This is a genomic window from Burkholderia sp. Bp9142 (assembly GCF_003853415.1).
GTDB lineage: Bacteria > Pseudomonadota > Gammaproteobacteria > Burkholderiales > Burkholderiaceae > Burkholderia.
The window spans coordinates 127,855-151,673 of record NZ_QTPP01000016.1; the positions used below are offsets into that span (position 1 = coordinate 127,855).

General features: G+C 67.9%; 28 protein-coding genes and 1 riboswitch. Of the genes, 11 read left to right on the plus strand and 17 right to left on the minus strand.

What is annotated here, in order from left to right; translation table 11 throughout:
• Position 1: 1 nt before the first annotated feature.
• Entirely contained in the window at positions 2–868 is an 867-nt protein-coding gene (locus DIE22_RS19430) for an SDR family NAD(P)-dependent oxidoreductase (protein WP_124605908.1), read from the minus strand.
• Between the two features lie 50 nt (positions 869–918).
• Positions 919–1,419, minus strand: a complete 501-nt coding sequence (locus tag DIE22_RS19435) for a nuclear transport factor 2 family protein (protein WP_124605909.1) — start codon at positions 1,417–1,419, stop codon at positions 919–921.
• 209 nt (positions 1,420–1,628) lie between these two features.
• Between DIE22_RS19435 and DIE22_RS19440 the strand changes: the two genes are divergently transcribed.
• Positions 1,629–2,159 (plus strand): nuclear transport factor 2 family protein, encoded by a 531-nt coding sequence (locus DIE22_RS19440; RefSeq protein WP_124496115.1) that lies wholly within the window; start codon positions 1,629–1,631, stop codon positions 2,157–2,159.
• A gap of 50 nt (positions 2,160–2,209) precedes the next feature.
• A complete protein-coding gene (locus tag DIE22_RS19445) occupies positions 2,210–2,926 on the plus strand; it encodes an EthD domain-containing protein (protein ID WP_124496117.1) in 717 nt (238 codons plus the stop codon).
• A 77-nt stretch (positions 2,927–3,003) separates the two neighbouring features.
• On the opposite strand, the gene DIE22_RS19450 is transcribed toward DIE22_RS19445, so the two are convergent.
• On the minus strand, positions 3,004–4,584 hold the full coding sequence (locus tag DIE22_RS19450; protein WP_124496119.1) for an isocitrate lyase: 1,581 nt from the start codon (positions 4,582–4,584) through the stop codon (positions 3,004–3,006).
• Between the two features lie 414 nt (positions 4,585–4,998).
• On the opposite strand from DIE22_RS19450, the gene DIE22_RS19455 reads away from it, so the two are divergent.
• From DIE22_RS19455 to DIE22_RS19470, 4 genes are all read left to right on the plus strand, one after another.
• Entirely contained in the window at positions 4,999–5,520 is a 522-nt protein-coding gene (locus DIE22_RS19455) for a YbaK/prolyl-tRNA synthetase associated domain-containing protein (protein WP_124496121.1), read from the plus strand.
• On the plus strand, positions 5,517–6,155 hold the full coding sequence (locus tag DIE22_RS19460; protein WP_124496123.1) for a transcriptional regulator: 639 nt from the start codon (positions 5,517–5,519) through the stop codon (positions 6,153–6,155). Before DIE22_RS19455 ends, DIE22_RS19460 begins: the two co-directional genes overlap by 4 nt.
• Positions 6,156–6,225: 70 nt before the next feature.
• The gene (locus DIE22_RS19465) at positions 6,226–7,200 is read left to right on the plus strand and encodes a threo-3-hydroxy-L-aspartate ammonia-lyase (RefSeq protein ID WP_124496125.1); all 975 of its coding nucleotides are present in this window, start codon (positions 6,226–6,228) and stop codon (positions 7,198–7,200) included.
• A 131-nt stretch (positions 7,201–7,331) separates the two neighbouring features.
• On the plus strand, positions 7,332–7,580 hold the full coding sequence (locus DIE22_RS19470) for a hypothetical protein (protein ID WP_124605910.1): 249 nt from the start codon (positions 7,332–7,334) through the stop codon (positions 7,578–7,580).
• A gap of 46 nt (positions 7,581–7,626) precedes the next feature.
• Here DIE22_RS19470 and DIE22_RS19475 read toward each other — a convergent pair whose 3' ends face one another.
• The 5 genes from DIE22_RS19475 to DIE22_RS19495 are packed head-to-tail and all read right to left on the minus strand — an operon-like array spanning position 7,627 to position 11,376.
• A complete protein-coding gene (locus tag DIE22_RS19475) occupies positions 7,627–8,451 on the minus strand; it encodes an SDR family NAD(P)-dependent oxidoreductase (protein ID WP_124605911.1) in 825 nt (274 codons plus the stop codon).
• A 1-nt stretch (position 8,452) separates the two neighbouring features.
• Positions 8,453–9,328, minus strand: coding sequence for an SDR family NAD(P)-dependent oxidoreductase (locus tag DIE22_RS19480; RefSeq protein ID WP_124496131.1), 876 nt, complete (start codon positions 9,326–9,328; stop codon positions 8,453–8,455).
• A gap of 32 nt (positions 9,329–9,360) precedes the next feature.
• Positions 9,361–10,353 (minus strand): NADP-dependent oxidoreductase, encoded by a 993-nt coding sequence (locus DIE22_RS19485; protein WP_124605912.1) that lies wholly within the window; start codon positions 10,351–10,353, stop codon positions 9,361–9,363.
• A 56-nt stretch (positions 10,354–10,409) separates the two neighbouring features.
• Entirely contained in the window at positions 10,410–11,042 is a 633-nt protein-coding gene (locus DIE22_RS19490; protein WP_124605913.1) for a Dabb family protein, read from the minus strand.
• Positions 11,032–11,376 carry a hypothetical protein gene (locus DIE22_RS19495; RefSeq protein WP_124605914.1) on the minus strand — a complete coding sequence of 115 codons (345 nt, stop codon included), beginning with the start codon at positions 11,374–11,376 and terminating at the stop codon, positions 11,032–11,034. Before DIE22_RS19495 ends, DIE22_RS19490 begins: the two co-directional genes overlap by 11 nt.
• 169 nt (positions 11,377–11,545) lie before the next feature.
• Here DIE22_RS19495 and DIE22_RS19500 point away from each other — a divergent pair, with 169 nt between their 5' ends.
• Positions 11,546–12,604: an AraC family transcriptional regulator gene (locus DIE22_RS19500; protein WP_124605915.1), complete on the plus strand. Its 1,059-nt coding sequence runs from the start codon at positions 11,546–11,548 to the stop codon at positions 12,602–12,604.
• Between the two features lie 111 nt (positions 12,605–12,715).
• Positions 12,716–12,909, plus strand: a riboswitch (cobalamin riboswitch).
• 189 nt (positions 12,910–13,098) lie between these two features.
• A complete protein-coding gene (locus DIE22_RS19505) occupies positions 13,099–15,027 on the plus strand; it encodes a TonB-dependent receptor domain-containing protein (RefSeq protein ID WP_124605924.1) in 1,929 nt (642 codons plus the stop codon).
• A 57-nt stretch (positions 15,028–15,084) separates the two neighbouring features.
• Here the strand turns inward: DIE22_RS19505 and DIE22_RS19510 are convergent, their stop codons facing one another.
• Positions 15,085–15,723, minus strand: a complete 639-nt coding sequence (locus DIE22_RS19510) for a LysE family translocator (protein WP_124605916.1) — start codon at positions 15,721–15,723, stop codon at positions 15,085–15,087.
• Positions 15,724–15,838: 115 nt separating this feature from the next.
• On the opposite strand from DIE22_RS19510, the gene DIE22_RS19515 reads away from it, so the two are divergent.
• Together DIE22_RS19515 and DIE22_RS19520 are read left to right on the plus strand one after the other, a co-directional pair.
• The gene (locus tag DIE22_RS19515; RefSeq protein WP_124605917.1) at positions 15,839–16,300 is read left to right on the plus strand and encodes an Lrp/AsnC family transcriptional regulator; all 462 of its coding nucleotides are present in this window, start codon (positions 15,839–15,841) and stop codon (positions 16,298–16,300) included.
• Positions 16,301–16,363: 63 nt separating this feature from the next.
• The gene (locus DIE22_RS19520; RefSeq protein WP_124496149.1) at positions 16,364–16,774 is read left to right on the plus strand and encodes a VOC family protein; all 411 of its coding nucleotides are present in this window, start codon (positions 16,364–16,366) and stop codon (positions 16,772–16,774) included.
• 95 nt (positions 16,775–16,869) lie between these two features.
• Here DIE22_RS19520 and DIE22_RS19525 read toward each other — a convergent pair whose 3' ends face one another.
• From DIE22_RS19525 to DIE22_RS19535, 3 genes are read right to left on the minus strand one after another with little or no spacing between them, the layout of a single operon-like run.
• Positions 16,870–17,202 carry a copper-binding protein gene (locus DIE22_RS19525; protein ID WP_124605918.1) on the minus strand — a complete coding sequence of 111 codons (333 nt, stop codon included), beginning with the start codon at positions 17,200–17,202 and terminating at the stop codon, positions 16,870–16,872.
• A 40-nt stretch (positions 17,203–17,242) separates the two neighbouring features.
• Positions 17,243–18,034 carry a DUF2182 domain-containing protein gene (locus tag DIE22_RS19530; protein ID WP_124496153.1) on the minus strand — a complete coding sequence of 264 codons (792 nt, stop codon included), beginning with the start codon at positions 18,032–18,034 and terminating at the stop codon, positions 17,243–17,245.
• Complete coding sequence (locus tag DIE22_RS19535; protein ID WP_124496155.1) at positions 18,031–18,675, minus strand: DUF1326 domain-containing protein; 645 nt, start codon at positions 18,673–18,675, stop codon at positions 18,031–18,033. Before DIE22_RS19535 ends, DIE22_RS19530 begins: the two co-directional genes overlap by 4 nt.
• 278 nt (positions 18,676–18,953) lie before the next feature.
• On the opposite strand from DIE22_RS19535, the gene DIE22_RS19540 reads away from it, so the two are divergent.
• Complete coding sequence (locus DIE22_RS19540) at positions 18,954–20,117, plus strand: MFS transporter (protein WP_124496157.1); 1,164 nt, start codon at positions 18,954–18,956, stop codon at positions 20,115–20,117.
• 23 nt (positions 20,118–20,140) lie between these two features.
• Here the strand turns inward: DIE22_RS19540 and DIE22_RS19545 are convergent, their stop codons facing one another.
• The 5 genes from DIE22_RS19545 to DIE22_RS19565 all read right to left on the minus strand — a co-directional run bounded on the left by DIE22_RS19545 (position 20,141) and on the right by DIE22_RS19565 (position 23,737).
• Positions 20,141–20,389, minus strand: coding sequence for a hypothetical protein (locus DIE22_RS19545; protein ID WP_124496159.1), 249 nt, complete (start codon positions 20,387–20,389; stop codon positions 20,141–20,143).
• A 263-nt stretch (positions 20,390–20,652) separates the two neighbouring features.
• Positions 20,653–21,183 (minus strand): transferase hexapeptide repeat family protein, encoded by a 531-nt coding sequence (locus DIE22_RS19550; RefSeq protein WP_124496163.1) that lies wholly within the window; start codon positions 21,181–21,183, stop codon positions 20,653–20,655.
• Positions 21,184–21,186: 3 nt separating this feature from the next.
• Complete coding sequence (locus tag DIE22_RS19555) at positions 21,187–22,143, minus strand: electron transfer flavoprotein subunit alpha/FixB family protein (RefSeq protein WP_124605919.1); 957 nt, start codon at positions 22,141–22,143, stop codon at positions 21,187–21,189.
• A 16-nt stretch (positions 22,144–22,159) separates the two neighbouring features.
• Positions 22,160–22,909: an electron transfer flavoprotein subunit beta/FixA family protein gene (locus DIE22_RS19560; RefSeq protein WP_124605920.1), complete on the minus strand. Its 750-nt coding sequence runs from the start codon at positions 22,907–22,909 to the stop codon at positions 22,160–22,162.
• Positions 22,910–22,948: 39 nt separating this feature from the next.
• Positions 22,949–23,737 carry an SDR family NAD(P)-dependent oxidoreductase gene (locus DIE22_RS19565; RefSeq protein WP_124605921.1) on the minus strand — a complete coding sequence of 263 codons (789 nt, stop codon included), beginning with the start codon at positions 23,735–23,737 and terminating at the stop codon, positions 22,949–22,951.
• Positions 23,738–23,819: the final 82 nt, after the last annotated feature.

Sequence of the window (23,819 nt, forward strand, 5' to 3'; positions counted from 1 at the left end):
CTCAGGCGACGATCGCCGGATGGGCCTGCACGGGCCCGCCGAGCAATTCGCGATACGACGGCGGTTGCTTGCCGTCGAGATCCGCGATGCCGTACCGCAGCGCGGCTTCCGCGCCGACCAGCACCTGCCCGGACAACGCCATGCGCCGCGGATCTGCGTGGATCGCCTGGATCACGCGGCCGGTGAATTCCGGGCTTTCGGCGACGAGCGAGAATTCCTTGTACAGGTCCGGATGTTCTTCCCACACGCGCGTCGTGCGCTCGGTGCGCAGCGGCCCCATCCAGATCGACACGGCCGCGACGTCGAACGGCTTCAGGTCGACGGCCATGTCCTTCGCGAACTTGTCGACGCCGGACTTCTGCGCGCCGTACGCGGCACCGTGCATGTAGCAGCTCGCGCCGAACGACGACGTGAACGCGATCAGCCCGCTGCGGCGCTTCGCCATCAGCGGCGCCGCATGCCAGCTCGCGACGTACGCGGAGCGCAGCCCGACGTCGAGGATGTTCACGAGCTCGAGCGACTTCTCCCAGAACGGGCCCGGCAGGATCAGCTGGTCGTGCAGGCAGGTCGCGTTGTTGACGAGGAGGTCGAGCCGCCCGCTTTCACGCTCGACGCGCTCGAACAGCGCCTGCACCTGGGCGTCGTCCGCGTGGTCGCACGCGACCGCGATCCCGCGGCCACCGAGCGCGTCGATCTCGCGCGCGGTCTCGTGGATCGTGCCGGGCAGCGGTGCGTCGCCTTCGTGCTGCGAGCGGCCCGTCACGTAGACGGTCATGCCGGCCGCGCCGAGCGCGCGCGCGATACCCTTGCCCGCGCCGCGCGACGCGCCCGTCACGACGGCGACCGGTGCCTCGTGGTTCTGTGTCATGTTCGATGTCTCCTGGGGGTGTTCTCAATCGACGCGGGTGGTACGCGCCCTCACGCGGCAGGCGGCTGCGCGCCGGCGAACAGCACGCCCGGCGCATCGCAGTCGTAGCGGGCGGACAGCGTCGACGTGACGACGCAGCGCGTGGCCGCGATCTTCCATTCGCCGTCCACCTTCCGGTATTCGTCGTCATAGGTCGCGCCGAGCTGCGTGAGCGTGTGCGCGCGGGTGTCGAGCATCTGGTAATGCAGGCCCCACGTGCCGTGCGCATGCGTGTCGTCGAGCACGGTGATGTCGGGATTCACGCCGTGGTGCATCTCGACGATGTGCGGGTGGCAGCCGAGCCGCTCGAACACGTCGACGAGCGCGTCGCGGTGGTCGAACGTGCCGATCCGGCCGTAGTCGATGTGCACGGTGCCGGGTGCGAAGCAGTCGCGCATTCCCTGCGGGTCCTTCCGGTCGCAGCACGTGAAGTAGCGGGCCTTCAGGCGGCGGATCGCGTCGGCGTCCTCGAGCCTGCGCACGCGCACTTCCATTCGTTCGATCGGGGTCATGCCGTCTCCTTGATCTCGTGTGCGCGGATCGAAGCCGCGTCGACGCCACGTTACAGGCGCACGAGATGCCGGCCATCACCTGTTTGGATGAACTCGACGATCCGTATCGACGGACGTGAACGCAGCGGTTGCGGCGTTCGTCCGAACAGACGATGTGACGCAGGCGGCTTCGTTCCTACCATCGGACGACACCACCACGAGATATGGCGATGGACGAGACGACCCGCACGCTCCACGAATACGAGCAGATCCGCCAGCTGAAATACCGGTATTTCCGCGCGGTCGACACGCACGACTGGTCGCTGCTCGCGCAATGCCTGACCGAGGACTGCGAAGCGCGTTTGTACGGCGGCCGCTATGCGTACGACGGCCGCGACGCATTCGTGTCGAGCCTGCGCGAGCTGATCGGCAAGCCGACCTTCCTGACGATGCACCACGGCCATCACCCCGAGCTCACGCTGGTGTCCGCCGATCACGCATGCGGCGTGTGGTTTCTCGAGGATCACGCGATCAATCTCGAGGACGACTACCTGCTGCACGGCGCCGCGTTCTACGACGACCAGTACGTGAAGCGCGACGGCGTGTGGCGCATTCACGCGACGCGCCACGAGCGGCTGTTCGAAACCGTCACGTCGCCGATTCCGCCGTCGTTCACGCTGACCGCGAACCGCTTCGCACCGGGCGCGCATGACGCGGCCCATTCCACCGACTCGACCGGTTCGGCCGTCAGCGCTGCCTGAAACCCGGCGGCGGTGCCGCCGATCCTGTCATTCCCCCTGGAGCTGGAGCAATGGAAAAAGTCATTTACGTGTTGTGGCGCGATGCGCAGGCCGCGCCCGAGCCGTGGAGCCGCGGCGTGCGCGCGCAGCTCGCCGACCAGCTGCTGTCGCTCGGCGCGCACGGCGTGCAGGTCAACGTCGCCGATGCCGATGTCGCACCGGCCGCCGGCCTGAAGCAGACCAACACGCACCCGGGCATCGACGGGATCGTCGCGGTATGGATCGACAGCGCGAACGCGATGTTCCGCCAGCCGTTCGACGACGCGGTGCGTGCGGTCGTCCCGCACATGGCCGCGTATCTCGTCACCGAGTCGCAGCCGATTCCGAACACGCGCTTTCCGGCGCGCCCCGGCGAGCGCACGAGCGGCTTCTCGCAGCTCGCGTTCCTGAAGCGCCCGCCGCGTCTCACGCGCGAAGCGTGGCTCGACGTGTGGCACGGCCATCACACGCGCGTCGCGATCGATACGCAGGACAATTTCCTGTACGTGCAGAACGTGGTCGTGCGCGCGCTCACGCATGCGGCGCCCGGCTACGACGCGATTGTCGAGGAGTGCTTCCCGGCCGCGGCGATGACCGATCCGCATGCGTTCTTCGATGCGGTCGGTGATGACGGGAAATTCCAGCGCAACGTCGCCGAGATGATGGACAGCTGCGGACGCTTCATCGATTTCGACAAGATCGACGTGGTGCCGACGAGCCAGTACGTCGTGAAGGCGGTGCGTGGATAACGCGCGGCGATCGCGCGGATAAATAAAAAAACGCCAACCCGTAACGGGTTGGCGTTCTGCTTCGATTGCGACGGTGCTCAGAACTGGTTCATCGTGTTGTCCTTGCCCGCCGCCTTCAGCGCTGCGTCGCCGCTGAAGTATTCCTTGTGGTCGTCGCCGATATCCGAGCCGGACATGTTCTGGTGCTTGACGCACGCGATGCCCTGGCGGATTTCCTTGCGCTGCACGCCGGCCACGTAACCGAGCATGCCCTGGTCGCCGAAGTATTCCTTCGCGAGGTTGTCGGTCGACAGCGCAGCCGTGTGATACGTCGGCAGCGTGATCAGGTGATGGAAGATGCCTGCTTCACGCGATGCATCGGCCTGGAACGTACGGATCTTCTCGTCGGCGAGCTTGGCCAGTTCCGTCTCGTCGTACTCGACGCTCATCAGCTGCGCACGGTCGTATGCCGACACGTCCTTGCCCGCTGCCTTCATCGCGTCGTACGCCTGCTGACGGAAGTTCAGCGTCCAGTTGAACGACGGGCTGTTGTTGTACACCAGCTTCGCGTTCGGGATGACCTTGCGGATTTCGCTGACCATGCCGCCGATCTGCGCGATGTGCGGCTTTTCGGTTTCGATCCACAGCAGGTCGGCGCCGTTCTGCAGCGACGTGATGCAATCGAGCACGCAACGTGCCTCGCCCGAGCCGGCGCGGAACTGGAACAGGTTGCTCGGCAGGCGCTTCGGACGCAGCAGCTTGCCGTCGCGCTTGATGATGACGTCACCGTTGCCCAGCTGGTCGGCCGACAGTTCCTCGCAGTCGAGGAACGCGTTGTACTGGTCGCCCAGGTCGCCCGGCGTGCTGGTCACGGCGATCTGCTTGGTCAGGCCGGCGCCGAGCGAGTCGGTACGGGCGACGATGATGCCGTCGTCCACGCCCAGTTCCAGGAACGCGTAGCGGATCGCGCGGATCTTCGCGAGGAAGTCCTCGTGCGGCACGGTGACCTTGCCGTCCTGGTGGCCGCACTGCTTCTCGTCGGACACCTGGTTCTCGATCTGGATGCAGCATGCGCCCGCTTCGATGAACTGCTTGGCCAGCAGGTAGGTCGCTTCCGCGTTGCCGAAACCGGCGTCGATGTCGGCGATGATCGGCACGACGTGCGTCACGTGGTTGTCGATCTTTTCCTGGATCGCGGCTTTCGCAGCGCCTTCGGCGGCGTCGAGCTGGCGGAACAGGCCGCCGAGCTCACGCGCATCGGCCTGGCGCAGGAACGTGTACAGCTCGCGGATCAGCGCGCTGACCGAGGTCTTTTCGTGCATCGACTGGTCCGGCAGCGGGCCGAACTCCGAGCGCAGCGCGGCGACCATCCAGCCCGACAGGTACAGGTAACGGCGTTCGGTGCTGTTGAAGTGCTTCTTGATGGAGATCATCTTCTGCTGGCCGATGAAGCCGTGCCAGCAACCCAGCGACTGCGTGTACTTGGCCGGATCGGCATCGTACGCGGCCATGTCGGCGCGCATGATCTTCGCGGTGTACTTCGCGATGTCCAGGCCCGTCTTGAACTTGTTCTGGGCACGCATGCGGGCGGCATACTCGGGACTGATGGCATTCCACGCGCTGCCGTGGTTTTCCTTCAAGCCAGCCACTGCCTTGATGTCGTCTTGATATTGGGACATGTCAATCTCCTGGGAACGAAGCGCATTTGAGTAAAGGGTTCAGCCTGCCCGCTCCGTGTGACGAAGCGAACTGCATGGACTCAATAGTAACGCCGGTCGACGCGCTTTCGACGCAGTCTTATATAAGACATAAGATATAAATTTCTGTTGTTTTTCAATGAGATAGACGCGTGTTTTTGCGATGCAAAACCGGTTTTCAAGCGGCGGAAAGACCGCGGGGCGGAAATTCGGCGAGCATCCCGCGATATGAAACGGCCTTTCGGCAATTGGTGGGCGGACAAACATCGCGATCCATGATTCGCGGGCTTTTGCCACACACATGACAAAACGTCTATACTTGGACAATTCATCGACGGCACAGCGAAAGGCGCCGTCCCCGCGTGCTGCGACGCGCCCCCTCCTGCCCGCACCGACATGAGCGACTACCCCGTTTTCGACGCGCTGTGCGCGCTGCTGAATACTTCCGGCGCGCGGTTCCGCGTGCTGGATCACCCGGCCGAAGGCAAATCCGACGTGATCGCCGCGATTCGCGGCACGCGTCCCGAGCAGGGCGCGAAGGCGATGCTCTGCACGTTCAAGGACGGTGGCGACACCACCGCGCTCGCGGTGATCCCCGGCCACCTGAAGATCGATTTCCGCAAGGTCGCCGACGCGCTCGGCCGCCGCAAGGCGACGCTCGCGCCGCCCGAACTCGCGGCCACGGTCACGCGCTGCGTGATGGGTGCCGTGCCGCCGTTCGTGTTCGACGCGAACGTGACGCTCGTCGTCGATCCCGCGCTGATCGAACTGAACGACGAGATCGCATTCAACGCGGGCCGCCTCGATCGGTCGGTCGTGCTCGACGCGTCCGACTACGTGCGGATCACCCGCCCGCTGCTGGCCGACATCACGCGGCCGGAAACGGCCGACGCCCCTGCACTCCAGGCAAACGCATGACCCCGCCCCGCCAGACGCTGCAGTCCGAACAGGCGTCGCTGATCGAGCAGGTGCTGCGCATCGCCGAAGGACTCGGCGCGATGTTCGCGCCGTTCACCGAGGTCGTCGTGCACGACCTGCGCACGCCGGAGCACGCGATCCTCGCGATCCACAACAACCTGTCGGGCCGCGCGATCGGCGATCCGGCGACCGAACTCGGGCTCGCCCGCATCGAGGACGACGACTTCCCGCAGGTGCTCGCGAACTACGCGAACCGCTTCGCCGACGGCCGCACCGCGAAAAGCACGTCGATCGGCATCAAGGATTCGAGCGGCCGCTACGTGGCCGCGCTGTGCCTGAACGCGGACGTCACGCTGTTCCGCGGCTTCCAGGGGATGCTGAACCAGTTCTGCAGCACCGAGGGCGCGCCGGTCGCCGAAACGCTCGACCCGGCCGGCGCGGACGCGATCCGGCAGCGCATCGATGCATTCGCGACGCGCCTCGCGACCACGCCGCGCGAGCTGAAGACCGACCAGCGCCGCGAGCTGATGCAGATGCTGAAGGCGGACGGCTTCCTCGAGGTGCGCCGCGCGATGGAAATCGTGTCGCAGCACCTCGGCGTGTCGCGCGCGACCGTATACAACGATGCGAAATGATCCGTGAGGCGGACGCGCGCCGGCGGCGTGCCCTGCCGACCTGTTGACTGACTCTTCCGACGAGCGACTCATGACCACTCCGACCCTCCCCACCTACGACGACGTCGCGGCCGCCGCGGCACGGCTCGAAGGCCACGCCCACCGCACGCCCGTGATGACGTCGCGGACGATCGACGAAGCGCTCGGCGCGCAGGTGTTCTTCAAGTGCGAGAACCTGCAGCGCATGGGCGCGTTCAAGTTCCGCGGCGCGTTCAACGCGCTGTCGCGCTTCGACGCGACGCAGCGCCGCAACGGCGTCGTCGCGTTCTCGTCCGGCAACCACGCGCAGGCGATCGCGCTGTCGGCGCGCATCCTCGGGATCCCGGCGACGATCGTGATGCCGCAGGACGCGCCGGCCGCGAAGATGGCCGCGACGCGCGGCTACGGCGGCAACGTCGTGACCTACGACCGCTATACCGAGGACCGCGAGCAGATCGGCCGCGAACTCGCGGAGAAGCACGGGCTCACGCTGGTTCCGCCGTACGACCATGCGGACGTGATCGCGGGCCAGGGCACGGCGGCGAAGGAGCTGTTCGACGAAGTCGGGCCGCTCGACGCCGTGTTCACGCCGCTCGGCGGCGGCGGCCTGCTGTCGGGCACGGCGCTCGCGACGCGCGCGCTGTCGCCGCACGCGAAGCTGTACGGCGTCGAGCCGGAAGCCGGCAACGACGGCCAGCAATCGTTCCGGTCCGGGTCGATCGTCCATATCGATACGCCGCGCACGATCGCCGACGGCGCGCAGACGCAGCACCTCGGCAACCTGACCTTCCCGATCCTGCGGCGCGACGTCGACGACATCCTGACCGCGACCGACGCGGAACTGGTCGACTGCATGCGCTTCTTCGCGACCCGTATGAAGATTGTCGTCGAGCCGACCGGCTGCCTGTCGTTCGCGGCCGCGCGCCGGATGAAGGACGAACTGAAGGCCAAGCGCGTCGGCATCGTGATCAGCGGCGGCAACGTCGATCTCGAGCACTTCTGCGCGCTGGTGTCCGCCTCCGCATGAGCGTCGCGGCGCGCGGGTGACGATCATGAACATCCTGTCATCCACGCGCCGCCGCTCCTTCACGGCGCGTTAAGTTTCGCGCCCTAGACTGATTACGTTTCCCCGCAGTCAGTCGTGAAGAAGGAGTCACCATGAACACGCACGCGATCGTCGCCGCCGCCCTCGCGGCAGCATCCCTCTCGGCGTTCGCTCAACCGGGCGTGACGTCATCCGGGTTTCCCGCCACGTCGCCGCACGACCCGGTCGCGCAGGCCGCCCGCCGTTCGCCCGCCGCACCGCCGCACGCCGGCTTCGTGCTCGCCAAGATCGATCAGAACAATACGCCGCCCGATCGCGGCGGCGACCCGAGCGGCCGCACGCACCACGGCACGCATATGTAACGCCGCGTGAGCCGGCCGCGTCGGTCGACCGGCCCGCATCACGGCATCACGACGACGGCAGCGACGGATCGCGTGCGGCGAGGATGTCCGCGGTGCGCCGCTGCAGCGCGCCGTCGATCGTCTCCGGTTGCGGAATCAGCCAGTAGCGCCCGTCGCGAATGCCGTCGAACACCCGCGCGGCGAATGCGTCGGGCGTGAGCCCGTGCGCGTTCAGCATCGCGCGCATCGTCTCGACGAAGCCCTGCACCTCGGGCCGGTCGTGCGCGGCGCCGAACGGGTCGTTGAAGATGCCCGTCTGCACCGGGCCCGGCGCGAGCAGCGACACGCCGACCGGCGCGCCGAGCATCTTCAGCTCGCCGTACAGCGATTCGGTCAGCGCGACCACCGCGAATTTCGTCGCCGAGTAAGGCGACATCAACGGACTCGGCAGGAACCCGCCGACCGACGCCGTATTGACGATGCGCGCCGGCACGTTGCGTTCGAGCATCCGCGGCACGAAGCTGCGGATCCCGTTCATCACGCCGTGCACGTTGATCGCGAAACTGCGCTCGAACCGTTCCGGCGTGATTTCCCAGCTGAAGCCGGTCGCCATCACGCCCGCGTTGTTGAACAGCAGGTCGACGCCGCCGAAGCGCTGCCACGCGGCGTCGGCCAGCGCGTCGACGGCGTCCGGGCGGCTGACGTCGGTCGGCACGCACAGCACGTCGGTGTCGAGCGTCGCGGCGAACGCGCCGAGCTTCGCCCCGTCGAGGTCGGCCAGCACGATGCGCATGCCGAGCGCGGCCGCGTGGCGTGCGAGCCCGCTGCCGATGCCGCTGGCCGCGCCGGTGATCACGGCGGTGCCGCCGTCGAAGCGAATCGAATTCGTCATGTCAGTGTCCTGTCGGGTCGACGCGGGGATGCGCATACGCGGGAATCACGGGCGGCGGCAACGGCGTGCGGCCGTCGAGCGAGCGCACCGCGAGCCCCTGCGACAGCGGGAAATGCAGGCTGTGCGTGACGAGGCCCGTGCGCTCGCGCGCCGGCAGGCTGCACAGTGCGAGCGCGGTTTCCGCGAGATACGCGACATCCTCGGTCGGATAGCCTTCCGGGATATAACGTGCCGCGCCCGGCGTGCGGATCGCGGTGCTCGGCGCGACCAGGTTCACGGCGATGCCGTCGGCTTCGAGCTCGGCCGCGAGCCCTTGCGTAAAGCGCGACAGCGCGGCCTTGGCCGCCGCATAGACGGTCGCGCCGCCGGCGCGCGAGAAATCGTCGAACGGCCGCAGCGGCGCGAGCGCGGTGACCGAGCCGACGTTCACGATCCAGCCGGCGCCGCGCGCGCGCATCAGCGGAATCGCGGCCTGGCTCAGCGCGAACGGGATGCGCAGATAGTGCTCGATCGTCGTGTCGAACATCGCCATCGGCATCGCGTCGACACATGCGTAGTCGGCCACGCCCGCATTGTTCACGAGGATGTCGAGGCCGCCGGCCGCCTGGGCCGCGCGCGCGACGAGCGCATCGCGCTCGGCCGGGTTCGACAGGTCGGCCGCGAGCGCGATCGCTCGGCCGCCGGCCTGTTCGATCAGCGCGACCGTGTCGGCAAGCGTGCCGGCGGTCGTCGCCGATTGCGTGAGGCTGCGCGCCGTCACGACGACGGTCGCGCCTTCGGACGCGAGGCGCTGCGCGATCGCGCGGCCGATGCCGCGGCTCGCGCCGGTCACGAGCGCGCATTTGCCGGCCAGGATCCGGGTTCGGGTGTCGGTCATCATGTCTCCATTGATATTTGAGTTCGGGCCGTTCAGCCCGCGATATCCGCAACGTGCAGCACGAGCTTGGTTTTCGCCTCGCCCGTTTGAACGAGATCGAGCGCCCGGGCGGCCTGTTCGAGCGCAAAAATGTCGAAGCGCGGCACGCGCAACGCACGCCGTCCGAGCCGTTCGGCGATCGATGCGAGCATGTTGCCGCTCGGCATCCGGCTGTACGTCATCGCGGTGCGCACGCCTCGCCGCGCGGCTTCGCCGGCCGTCGCGGCAAGCCGCTCCGCATCGCCGGCCACGAGCGTCATGATGTTGACGAGCGTGCCGCCCGGCGCGAGCAGGTCGAGCGGGTTGGGCAGCGTTTCACCGCCGACCGCATCGAGCACGAGGTCGACACCGCCCGGCGCCCATGCGCGCACCGCTGCGGCGATGTCCTGCGCGCGATAGTCGATGCTGGCGTCCGCACCCAACGATTCGACCGTGTCGCGGTTGCGCGCCGAACACGTCGCCGCGACGCGCGCGCCGGCCTGTGCGGCAAGCTGGATCGCGAACGTGCCGACCGCGCCCGCGCCGCCGTGCACGAGCACGGTCTGCCCCGCACGCAGCCCGCCGTCGTCGAACAGGCCGGCCCACGCGGCCAGCGCGGGCGTCGGCGTGGCGGCCGCCTCCGCGAAGCTCACCGCATCGGGCAAGCGCACGACCGAGTCGTGACGCACCGCGACGAATTCCGCATACGCGCCCCAGCGCCCCGCGCCGACGTCGGTCTGCGCGAACACGCGCATGCCGGGCGCGAAACCTTCGACGCCGTCGCCGACCGCTTCGACGACGCCCGCCGCATCGAAACCGATCACGAACGGAAACGTGTACTGCATGAACGCGCCGAGGTAGCCTTCGCGGCATTTCCAGTCGGCGGGATTGACACCCGCGCAGGCGACGCGGATCAGCACGTCGCCGGGGCCCGGCTTCGGTGCGGGAACGTCGGCCAGTCGCAGCGCGTCGGAATGACCGACGCGGTCGATCAGCAAGGCTCGCATGGTGGTGTCTCCAGGGTTGTCGTTTGCATTGCGGCGGGTCGCATGCGCGCCGCGCGTCACGCCGCCGTGTCGGCCAGCAGGCTCGACGCGAGCGGACAGAACGCGTGCGAGATCGCATCGACCGTCCAGTCGGGGCTTTCGGCGTCGAAGCGGCGGTCGACCCAGCCCCAGTGATACGGATGCAGCAGGTATTCGCCGAGCAGATCGTCGACGCGCGCGAATTCCTGCTGCCACGCGTGGGTCCACGCGCCCGGCGTCACGATCCGGCTCAGGCGCCAGTTGCGGATGCCGGGCATGAACGCGGGCATGCGCAGCAGTTCGCGCTCGAGGTCACGCACCTGTGCTTCGGCAGCCTCTGGCCGCACGCGCAGCATCAGCGTGCGCCATATACCGTCGCGCAGCGCCGGTTCGCGCAAGCCGCCGCCGATCGCGCGGCACGCGGCACCGTCGATCCGCACGACGCCCGGCACGCGGGCCAGCGCGGTGAAGTCCGTCGCCTGGTCGGTCGCCCGTTCGTCGCGCAGCACGTCGAGCGTGTAATCGCCCGCTCCCCAGCAGCCGTCGAGATTGCGCGCGAGCGCCACGCGGGTCGCGCCGGGCAGCGCATGCGCGGCGGCGCGCAATGCGCATTCGCATGCGCCGGCATCGTCGGTCGCCGACACGCATACCTGGGCCGTGTCATGCCGCATGGTCGACCTCCGCCAGCGCGGGCAGCGGCGCATCGGCATCCGTCATCACATGCCGGCGGCGTGCGTCGCACTGCGCGTCGACGGCCATCCAGAACGCGACCACGTCGCCATCGGTCCGCGCGCGCATCCGGTAGTACGACGGCGCGTCGGCGACCTGCCACGCCAGCCACAGCGTGCACGGTTGCCCCGGCACCGCGACGGGCGGCGACACCCAGCGGCCGACCGCCGTCAGTCCGCGCGCCGCGTGGCCCGGCACATAGCGGTCGCGCAGCAGCGCCAGCACGTCGGGAATGCGCTCGGGCGCGAGGATGATTTCGTCTACGATCTGGATCATTCGCGGGTCGTCTCGGATGGTTCGCGGCGGGAAGTGAAACCGGCCGCCTACGCCGTTCCGGCGAGGCCGGAAGCAGCCGGCGTGGATAGCATTCTTGCGTGGCGACGGTCGGCGAACCCCTACAGGCCCGCTCACCAGCCCCTGTCGCAACGCTCGGATCGGGAGACATATGAAACAGCGCGCATTACCGACACGCGGCCGCGTGCTGCCGGGCCTCGGCGCCCGCCTGCTCGACGAACTGACGCGCAGCGGCGCGCCGCCGGCGGCACCGCGCGCGACGCCGGACGCAACGACCGCAACGGCAGCGACGGCAGCGACGACGCCCGGCGGCTTCGTCGCGCTGTATCGCGACGCGATCGAGCGGCTGGAAGCGCAGATCGCGCGCGGCGACGGCCATCCGCCGATGCGCAAGCAGGAAGTCGACCTGATGTGCCGCTGCCTGCTCAGTTGCGCGACGCTCGCCGACGCGATCCGCTGCGCGGCCGAGTTCTGCGAGATGCTGACGCCGCGCGCCGGCAGGCTGTCGCTCGCGGTACGCGACGCTCGCGCGACGTTCCGGATGGATTCGCTGCGCCGCACGCGCAGCCCGGCCGCATGCCTCGTCGACCTGACGGGGCTGTTCTGCTACCTGCAGCTGTTCGGCTGGCTGATCGGGCAGCCGCTGCGGCCGGACGAAGTCTGGCTCGCCCATCCGCGCCGCGACGACGCGATACCGCTGCTCGGCCTGTTCAACGCGCCGGTCGACGTCGGCCGCAAAACCTACGGCTTCGCGTTCGACGCGACGCGGCTCGATGCCCGCGTGATCCGCCAGCCGGGCGAGCTCGCCGCGTTCCTCGTCGATTTTCCGTTTCGCCTGATCGATGCGGCGCCGGCCGTCGTGTCATGGGCGCAGCAGGTGCGCGGCTTTCTCGATGCGGCGCTCGCACGCGAGCAGGCGCTGCCCGCGCTTGCCGAGGTGGCGACATGGCTCGGCGTCAGCGAAGCGACGTTGCGGCGGCGGCTGACGGCCGAAGGCAGCGGCTATCACGTGTTGCGCGAGCGGTGCCTTGCCGACGTCGCGCGGCGCTGCCTGCGCGAGTCGGACTGGCCGGTCGCACGGATCGCCGCGCATCTCGGGTTCGGCGGCGAGGAAGCGTTTCGGCGGGCGTTCGTGCGATGGACGGGCATCGCGCCAAGCCGGTTCCGGCACGATTGCGGCGTCGCCGAGATCCCGTTTCATCAGACATGAAACGCGGTTCGGGCGCCTCGAAAAGAAAGGCTTGGGAAAGTATTCACCGGACAATGACGTTTTTCCGCATCCCTGCGCACCCCGGTAATTGACGCGCCTGAGTGCTCGCCATTACGCTTGCGCGCTGATGGTTCCCGGGAACGGGATCAAAAGGGAACGCAGGAGAGGCAGTGCCTCGAATCTGCGGCTGCCCCCGCAACTGTAAGCGGCGAATCCGCGCCACCGCGCGCCACTGGGAAACCGGGAAGGCCGGCGCGAATGACGACCCGCGAGCCAGGAGACCTGCCATCGACCCGAGGTCCAAGCAGCCGCACCGGGCGGGGTGTCCCGATGCGCCAGCACCGCCTTTGGCGGTCGCCCCGTTGCATGGACGGCCCGACCTCAGGACCCTTCAGATGTCCATCATTTCCGTATCCGCTTCCACGCCGGAAGCGTCGCGCCGCTGCGTCGCCGGCATGCGCGGCGCGTCCGCGCGCGATCACGCCCGCTGCCGCATGAAACTTCGCCACCTTCTCGCCACGTCCGCCGCCACGGCGCTGCTCTCCCCGATCGCCCATGCCGCCGGCGACACGGTGCTCGCGCAGCCGCCGCAGCCCGCGGACGGCACCGCCCTGCCGACGATCACCGTGACCGACACGCGGCACCTGCCCGAATCGTTCGACCAGCGCTACGCGTCGACGCAGGTGCTCACGCGCGCCGATCTCGACCGGCTGTCGCCGAGCGACCCGAGCATCACGCAGGCGCTCGCGACGCTGCCGGGCGTCACCGTCTCGCAGAACGGCGGCCCCGGCTCGTCCGCATCGGTCAGCATCCGCGGCTCGTCGGCCAGCCAGGTCGCGGTGTTCATCGACGGCATCCGGATCGGCTCGCCGACCACCGGCATCGCGCCGTGGGCCGACCTGCCGACCGAAGCATTCGAGCGCGTCGAAGTGATCTCGGGGCCGGCTGCCGCGTCATTCGGCGCGAACGCGATGGGCGGCGTCGTGCAGTTGTTCACGCGCCGCGCCGCCGGCCAGCCGAACCAGACGACCGTGTCGTTCGGCGGCGGCTCGAACAAGACCTTCGACACGCAGCTGCGCACGTCGGGCACCGTGCCGTCGACCGGGCCGCTCGCCGCGCTCGGCGGTCTCACCTATTCGCTCGGCCTGCACGCGTACAACACGGCCGGCATCGACGCGACGCGGCCCGTGTTGCCGTACCACGAGGACGGCCGCAATCCGTATCACGCGCAGGACCTCGATGCACGCCTCGGCTATGCGCGCGACAACTGGTCGATCTCGACGTTCGTGCTGTACCACCGCTCCGACCTGTCCTACGACAACGCCGGCTTTGCGAACCGCGAGCTCGATCATCAGCTGACGACCGGCGTCGCGTTCCATCTCGACATCACGCCCGACACGCAGTTCGACCAGTCGGTCGGTTATGCGAACGACCGCCAGTTCCTGTACGCGAGCGACCCGGCCATCCCGACCGACCAGATCAACTCGCAGCGCATCAGCGCGTCGACGTCGCTGACGCATCAGGCGCACGGCTTCCACCTGTTCGGCGTGCCGCTGTCGGGCGAGACGAAGATCGCGTACGACTTCACGCGCGAACAGGCGTTCCTGCCGCTCGACGTGCCGGACGGCGTGCCGACGCGCAACGATTCCGCGTTCTCGCTACATCAGTCGGCCACGCTCGGCAACGTGACGATGTTCGTCGCGGGCCGTCACGAGATCATCGCGGGGAAAGCCGTGAACACCGGCAACGCCGCGCTGTCGTGGGCAATCACGCCGGTGTATACGGCGCGCGTGTCGTACGGCAATGCGTTCCGCCTGCCGACGTTCAACGACCTGTACTACCCCGGTTACGGCAATCCGGACCTGAGCCCGGAGCGCAGCGATTCGGTCGAGGCCGCGCTCGACGCGAACACGGCGTACGGCACGTTCAGCGCCGCGATCTACGACACCCGCGTCAGCAACCTGATCGCGTACAACCCCGCGACGTTCTCGCCGATGAACATCGGCCGCGCGCATATCCGCGGCATCGACCTGTCGTACAAGGGCACGATCGGCCGCTCGACGCCGGTGAGCATCGCGGTCGGCATCCTGAATCCGCAGGACGAGACCAACGACAGCTGGCTCAACCGCCGGCCGCGCCAGACCGTCAGCGTGAACGTCGACCACACGTGGGACGAACTGCACCTGCACGCGCTGAGCACGGGTGCAACGGTGAGCTATGGCGGCACGACGTTCGACGACCCGGCCAACACGACATATCTGCCGTCGACCCTGACCGTGAACCTGCGCGCGTCGTACAGGATCAATGCGCACCTGACGGTGTCGGCGTCGCTGTCGAACCTGTTCGACCGTCAGACCATGACCGCATACGGCTACAACACGCTCGGCCGCACCGCGTTCGGCAAGGTCAGCTATACGTTCTGACCAGGACGGTCGGTGCATCGGCGCCCGCGGTCGCGGGTGTCGATGTCGCGGCTCGCGTCAGGACCAGACGACGACGCGCACGCCCGCAATCAACTGGATCGCGCCGAACGCCGCGATCACGACGGCCGACACGCGCGACAGCCCGTGCATGAGCGTCAGCGACATCTTCGTGCGCAACGCGGCGGTCGTGCTGCTCAGGCACAGCCACCATGCCGCGGAACCCAGGAACACGCCGGCGACCATCAGCGCGACGGTCGGCCCCATCGCGTCGTCATGCGTGCCCGCCAGCGGGCCGAGCGCCGCGAAGATTCCGACGAACGACAGGATCGTCATCGGGTTCGACAGCGTCAGGCCGAACGTCGTCAGGAAATCGCGCAGCACGGTCGTGCGCGGCAAATCGCGTGGTGCCGCCGACGCGGCCGGCGCCTGCCGCGCGATGGACCAGGCCAGCCACACGAGGAACGCACCGCCGCCGATTTTCAGCACGACGGTCAGCATCGGAAACGTGGTGACGATGCCGGCGACGCCCAGCGCGCCGAGCAGCCCGTAGATCGCATCGGCGCACGCGGCGCCGATGCCCGTCGCGAATCCCGCACGAAAGCCGCGGCTCAGGCTGCGCTGGATGCACAGCATGCCGATCGGGCCGACCGGCACCGCGATCGACAATCCCATCACGACGGACTTGATGAACAGCATGGCCGGCTCCTCGCGACATCCCGTGGCTCGAAACGTCATCGTAGGGAAAGTCCGGTCGCCGCTGAAGGCGGTTTTTAAGGAAAAATGAGCGCTTCACCTTAAAAACTCCGCCGCAATGGACGAACTCGACTGGAAGATACTCGTGCTGCTGCAGGCCAACGGCCGCATCAGCTACACGGAACTGGCGCGCCAGGTTCATCTGTCGGTGCCGGCGGTGACGGAACGCGTGAAGCGTCTCGAATCGGCCGGCGTGATCGACGGCTACACGGCGCGGGTCAATCCGGCCGCGGCCGGCTACCCGGTGAGCGCGCTGATCGGCATCACGGTGCCGCAGCCGGCGAAGGCGAAATTCCTGAAGCTGCTGGAGACGATTCCCGAAGTGGTCGAGTGCCATCACGTGACCGGTGCGGATTCGTACGTGATGCGGTTCGTCGCCGTCAGCATGGCGCACCTCGAGCAACTGATCGAGCGCATCAACCTGTATGGCGAAACGCGCACGTCGATCGTGATGTCGACGCCGCTGCCGGCGCGTGGGCTCGCGCGGCCGGCTGCGCCGGTCAAAGGCATTCGGGGGTGACAGGATGCCATGCAGTGCGCGATGCTATGCAACGCGCACCTTGCAGGAACCGGACAATCTGCCATGACAGTGATCGGACTCAATCATTACAACCTGCGCGCGGATCGGGCGACGCTCGATACGCTGCGCGATTTCTACGTGAACGTCGTGGGCCTCGAGCTGGGCTATCGGCCGCCGTTCCAGAGCAGCGGCTACTGGCTCTACGCGGGGACGCAGGCGATCCTCCACCTGTCGGAAGCGCGGCCGGGCGAGGTGCGGCCAGCGCACGTCGTCAATACGTTCGACCATATGGCGTTTTCATGCGCGAACGCTGTCGACATGGAACGGCGTCTCGCCGACGCGCAGGTCCGGTACGCGCGCAGGTACGTGCCCGTCACGAGCCAGCTCCAGCTCTTTTTCACTGATCCGGCCGGCAATGGCGTCGAATTGAATTTCGCGCAGCCCGACGACATTTCCGGTGACGAGGCCGGTTAGCGTGGCACTGCCGTTGGCGTATTCATCGTCAGGTGCCCTGCTTCCGCGGGCCGCGTGACGGAAGGGCCATCACGGCCATGCCGGCCGCACGTACGTCACGGCCGTTTCACGAGCTTCACGATCGTGAGCGTGCCGTCCACGCGCTCGACCCGCACCCTGACCTTGTCGCCCACGTGCAGCGACGCGATCATCGTCGGGTCGCCAGCCTTGAACGCCATCGTCATCGGCGCCATCCCGACGCTCTCGAGCGCACCGTGCTTCAGCATCACCATGCCGTGCGCGGCATCGATCCGCTTGACTTCGGCATCGGTCAGCGCCGCGTCCGGCGCCGGCATCTTCATGTCGGACATGCTGCCCGCCGCGCGCACCGGCGTCGCAACGACGGTCATCGCACCAAGGACGGCGACGGCGATGCATCGGATCTTCATCGAGATACTCACGGGCGCGGCGGATGACGAATGCGCCGCGCTACACCAGCAACGTCGCGACGGCCCACGCGATCAGCACGACACCCAACGCGCGGCCGACGTACTCGCCGCCGGGCAGCACCTTCTCGACCAGCACGATCAGCGACAACGCGACGATCCACACGACGTTCATCACGCCGCCGACGAACAGCAACGCCATCAGCAGCCAGCAACAGCCCACGCAATACGCGCCGTGGCGCACGCCGAGCAGGAAGCTGCCCGTGATTCCCGGGCGCCAGTACGTCGTCAGGAACGGGACCGGCGACCGGCATTGCCGCAGGCACGCCTGTTTCAGCGGCGAGAACTGATAGACGCCGGCCAGCGCGAGGACGATCGCGGACAGCACGGCGCTCTTCGACCACAGCATCATTCCGGAGATCAGGCCGGCAGGCTGCAGCAGCGTCTGCAGCACGGCCGCGGCGACCGAGAACGCGAACCACGATGCCAGATAGCCGGCCAGCAGGCACGTCGACGTGAGTGCCGATCCGGCACCCGCCCGATCGTGATGCCGCAGCACGCGCCGGTACAGCAGCACGAGCGGCGCCGCGCCGGGTGTCATCATCGCGATCATCATCACCCACCACATCAGGATCACGGTCGCCAGTGACGGATCCATGGCGCCCATGTCGTCGGCCAGCCGATGCGGGAACAGCGCGACCGCCGTCATGTCCAGCGCCGACATGCCGGTGCCGGCGCCCGTCCACAGGTAGGCCCAGCACGCGCAGACGAGCGCGGCCATGCCGAGCAGCGTGACGACGCGCTCGCGCCCAAGAAAATCGCCGACCGGAATCATGCCGCGGCGCGATGCCGGATCAGCCCGTGATTGTTCAGATGCAGCCGCGCGAACTGCGCATAGCTCCGCTCGAGATCCAGCTCGATGTGGCCGCGCGAGCGGCCGGTGCCCGAACCGATCTCGGCAATCTCGTATTCGAAGCCGTGCGGCAGGTCGATCCGTACGCGATGTTCGGCGCCCGTCACCTGATTGCGGATCGGTTCGCCGACGACGTCGAACACGCCCTCGACACTGATCCGGCCGCGCCGCGCATCGACATCGACGTCGAAATCGATCTTCGCGAAGATCGGCTCGTATGCCTGCTCGAGCGTCGACGCGAACACCGCGAACATCGTCGCGAATGGATCGGTATCCTGACCGGTCATGATCTTCAGCACGGCCTCGCACTGCGCGGGACTGGCCCGCTCGTCGACGATCGGCTGACACCGGCCGTGGCCTTCGTGAATCGGCCCGGGCCACTGGAACACGACCGCGATCCGGACGCCGTCGAGCACCACGTCGCCGTAGTGACCGCTGTCGATCGAAATCGCACCCATCGCCTCGCAACTGCCATGCGTCGGCAACGAATTGAACTGGCAGGGACAACCGTATGAGCAATTGCAGTTCATCAGCTCGGTTCCCTGAATCTCCCACGGCGTCATGGTTTCACCTCTCACGGTCGGTGGCACTGAATGTTTCGAATCTAGTGCACGGCACCGGGGAAAGCAAAGTGCGCGCGAGGCGCCGCTTGCGCCGGGAAAAAAGCGGTCCGCGCGACGCGAAGCGGCGTGATCGATCGTTCGTGCCCGAGCCCTGTCCGACGAACGCCGACAGCGCGGCCGCGTCCTCACGAATGCGGGCATCCCGCATGGGTCCTGGTCCATACTGTCTTGCAATCGACGATTTTCCCCGACCGTCGCCGCCGCCCCGGATGGCTGTCATGCGCGTTCAAAGTGCGTTGCTCTTTCTCGTCGGCACCCTGCTCACCGCGGGCGGCTACGGCGCCACCTTCCTGTTGTCGATGCGCTTTCGCGCGATCGGCGGCAGCGACCTCGATACCGGCGCGGCACTGGCCGCCGCGACGGTCGGCACCTTCGCCGGCCTGTCGGTGGTCGGCTGGTTCTCGCAGCAGATCGGCGCCGCACGGATCGCCGCGCTGTCGTCGCTGAGCATCGGCGCCGGCATCGTCGGCTTCGCACTCGTCGGGCGCGCCCCGTCCGCCGACTTGCTGTCCGGCTTCCTGGTCGGCTTCGGCTGGGGCGCGTTCCACCTGGCCGCGCCGATGTCGCTGGCCGAGCGGACCAACGGCGCCGAACGCGGCACATGGTTCTTTCGATCGGCGACGTTCCAGATGACGGGGATCGGCGCGTCCCCGGCGTTTGCGGCGTATGCGATGCGGCTGCTCCACTGGTCGATCGACGACACGCTTTACGCGGTCGGCGCCCTGTGCGCACTCGCGTCGCTGCTGCTGGAGGCGTTCGGCCGCCTGAATCCGCGCCCGCCCGCCGCCGCATCCGGCGGCCGCTGGGTGCGCGACCTCCGCGCCATCTCGCGCACGCGCGCGGCCGCGCCGATCGCGATGATCGCACTCGGCACCTGCGTGTTCTCCGGCCTGATGACGTTCCAGATGTCGCTCATGCAAGACACGCAGGCGCGCCCCGGCACATTCTTCAGTCTTTATACGATGACGGTGGTGAGCGCGCGCTGGCTGCTCGGGAGATGGGTCCGGACGGCGCGCCCCGAAACCGCGACGAAGGCGTTGCTCGTGACGATGCTGCTCGGCGCGCTCGCGATGTTCGGCGCGGCCGCGCACGCGTCGCTCCAGTCGGTCGCGGCCGTGCTGCTCGGCGCCGGCTACGGGCTCGTGTATCCGGTGATACTGGCGCAGGCGCTCAACGATTGCGCGCATACGCAACAGCATGGCGTGCTCACGTGGTTCGTCGCGTCGTATTTCATCGGCACGTTCGGCTTTCCGTCGGTCGGCGGCTGGGTGATGGTGCACGCCGGCAAGGGCGCGTTGCTGATGCTCATCGCGAGCTGCGGTCTCGCGGCGCTGTCGCTCGCGTTCCTGCACGATCGGCCCGCGCCGGTGCGCACGCAATAGGCGGCTGCGCGGCGCGGGCGCGGCTAACCGGGCTTCTTCGGCGCGCGTGCGACGGCGAACCACGCCATCACGGCGCCCGCGACCCACGCGCAGGTCAGCAGCAGATCGACGTCCATCATTCCCTCGAAATTCGCGCTGTTCTCGAAGCTGCAATGCCGGCCGCCGTGAAACTCGATACAACCGCTGGCGACCCACTGGGCGTGCATGAATACGTGATAGACGGCGAAAGCCGAAGCGATGATGGCGACGCGCAGGCGTATAGTCGTTTTCATTCGGCGCCTGAGGCGGTGGGATGGTCTGACGCCGATCTTAAGACAACGACGCCGCATCAGGCAATCGATCCCGCGCGAACGTCACGACCGGCATGCACGACGGCGAATCGCCATCCGCACAAACCCCGAGAAAACCCGTGGCATCGCGCTTTCGGCGCGGCTCCGCGCGGCGCTCGTCGCGCACGCGTTTGCGGTATTCGCGCTAACGCACGACGGTCTTGTCGCCGGCAAGCATCCGCGGCCTGAACGACGACGCGCGTCGCTTACGCGCCGTCGATCTGCCGGAGCGTCTTCAGGCAATCCACCGCGAGTTGCTGATAGACCCGCGTGCCGTTCGCCTTCGCCTCGATCTCCGCGTCGCTCAGCCGCCGTACCACGCGCCCGGGCACGCCCGCGAGCAGCACGCCGCGCGGCACGTCGTAACCGGCCTTCACGAACGCGCACGCGGCGACGATCGTGGTCGCGCCGATCGTCGCGCCGTCCATCACGACCGCGTTCATCCCGATCATCGTGTCCGGCTCGAGCGTCGCGCCGTGCACGATCGCACCGTGGCCGACGTGGCTGTTCACGCCGAGCCGGCACGTCTCGCCGATGCCGACGTGCAGCACGCAGCCGTCCTGCACGTTGCTGCCGTCGCCGACGACGATCGCGCCGAAATCGCCGCGCAGGCTCGCGTGCGGGCCGATGTAGCAGCCCGCGCCGATCGTCACGTCGCCGATCACGACCGCGCCCGGATGAACGTACGCGGACGGATCGACGCGCGGGCGCATGCCGTTGAATTCGAACAGCGGCATCGCTCAGAGCACCGCGGCCGCTTCGGGCACGAGCGCGAACAGATCGCCGACGAGGCCGTAATCGGCCACGCTGAAGATCGGCGCCTCCGGATCCTTGTTGATCGCGACGATCACCTTCGAATCCTTCATGCCGGCCAGGTGCTGGATCGCCCCCGAGATGCCGACCGCGATGTACAGCTGCGGCGCGACGATCTTGCCGGTCTGGCCGACCTGGTAGTCGTTCGGCACGTAGCCCGCGTCGACTGCCGCGCGCGAGGCGCCGAGGGCTGCCGACAGCTTGTCCGCCAGCGGCTCGAGCACCTTCGTGTAGTTTTCGCCGCTGCCCAGGCCGCGGCCGCCCGACACGATGATGTTCGCGCTGGTGAGTTCGGGGCGATCGAGCTTCGTCACCTCGCGGCTGATGAACCGCGACACGCCCGCGTCTGCCGCCGCTTCGATCTTCTCGACCGACGCGCTGCCGCCTTCCGCGGCAACCGGATCGAAGCCCGTCGCACGCACCGTGATGACCTTGACCGGATCGCCCGACTGCACCGTCGCGATCGCGTTGCCCGCGTAGATAGGGCGCTCGAACGTATCGGCTGAAACCACCGCCGTGATGTCCGAGATCTGCGCGACATCCAGCCTCGCGGCGATGCGCGGCGCGACGTTCTTGCCGTACGCCCTCGCCGGCGCAAGGATATGCGAGTAGTTCGAAGCGATGGCCAGCACCGTCGCTTCGACGTTCTCGGCAAGACCGTCCGCAAGCTGCGGCGCGTCGGCCAGCAGCACCTTCGACACGCCTGCGATCTTCGCTGCCGCATCGGCTGCCGCGTGTGCGTTATGGCCCGCGACCAGAACGTGGATGTCGCCGCCGGCGAATTTGCCGACTTCGGCGGCCGCTGCCACCGTGTTCAACGTCGCGGCCTTGATCGTCGAAGCGCCGCGTGCCCCGTCATGCTCGGCAATTACCAGAATCGTCATGTCCGTCCGCTCCCTCTTACAGCACCTTGGCTTCGGTCTTCAGCTTCTCGACCAGCGTCTTCACGTCCGGCACCTTCACGCCGGCCGCGCGCTTCGGCGGCTCGGCCACCTTCAGCGTTTTCAGACGCGGCGCGACGTCCACGCCGAGGTCTTCCGGCTTCACCGTTTCCAGCGGCTTCTTCTTCGCCTTCATGATGTTCGGCAGCGTCACATAGCGCGGCTCGTTCAGGCGCAGGTCGGTCGTGACCACCGCCGGCAGCGTCAGCGACAGCGTTTCCGCGCCGCCGTCGACTTCACGTGCGACCGTGGCACGGCCATCGGCGATCCTGACCTTCGATGCGAACGTCGCTTGCGGCAGCCCTGCCAGCGCGGCCAGCATCTGGCCCGTCTGGTTCGAATCGTCGTCGATCGCCTGCTTGCCGAGGATCACCAGCTGCGGCTGTTCCTTGTCGACCAGCGCCTTCAGGATCTTCGCGACACCGAGCGACTCGACGCCGTCGATCGACTCGACGAGGATCGCGCGATCCGCGCCGATCGCCAGCGCCGTGCGCAGCGTTTCCTGCACCTGCGCGACACCGACCGACACGGCCACCACCTCCGTCACGACGCCGGCCTCCTTCAGGCGCACGGCCTCCTCCACCGCGATTTCATCGAACGGGTTCATCGACATCTTCACGTTCGCGATGTCGACGCCGGTGCGGTCGGACTTCACGCCGACCTTCACGTTCGCGTCGACCACGCGCTTCACTGCCACGAGCGCTTTCAACTGCCGGTCTCCTGTTTTCGTTTCGACCACCGCGGCGCGTCAGCGCGCGGTGTAGCCGCCGTCGATCACCAGCTCCGCACCCGTCACGTAGCGCCCGGCCGGCGACACGAGATACAGGATGCCGGCCGCGATGTCGCGCGGGCTGCCGATCTTCGCCATCGGCACGTGCGTCTGCATGTATTCGAACGCGCGATCCGGATCCTGGCCCATCTGGCGGAACGCGTCCTCGAGCATCGGCGTGCGGATGTAGCCCGGATGCACCGAGTTCGCACGGATGTTCTTCGCCGCGTACAGCATCGCGTCGACCTTCGCCATCATCCGCACCGCGGCCTTCGACGCGTGATACGCCGGCACGTCGGGGCCGCCGACGATCCCATACATCGACGACAGGTTCACGATCGAGCCGCCGCCGGCCGCCTCGAGATGCGCGATCGCGGCGCGCGTGCACAGGAACACGCCGTTGACGTTCACGTCCTGCACGCGCTGCCACTGCGCGAGCGTGAGTTCGTGCGTCGGCACGTTGTGCCCTTCGATGCCCGCGTTGTTCACGAGCACGTCGAGGCGCCCGAAGCGCGCGACGATCTCGCCGAACACGCGCGCCACGTCGGCCTCGTGCGTCACGTCGAGCGGCCAGAACGCGGCCTGGCCGCCCTGTGCGCGAAGCTCTTCGACGAGCGCCTCGGCCGGCTGCGACAGCACGTCGAGAATCGCGACGCTCGCGCCGGCCGCGGCCAGCGTGCGCGCCGTTTCCGCGCCGATGCCGCGCGCGCCGCCGGTGATCGCGGCCACCTTGCCGCGCAGGTCGAACAGGTCTTCGATGAGTTTCATTGCGTCTATATGAACGCGTCCCGTTTGCAACAGCTTTCTTGCGTTTCTGACAGACAGGATGGGCTGCGTCTCTATATCCGGC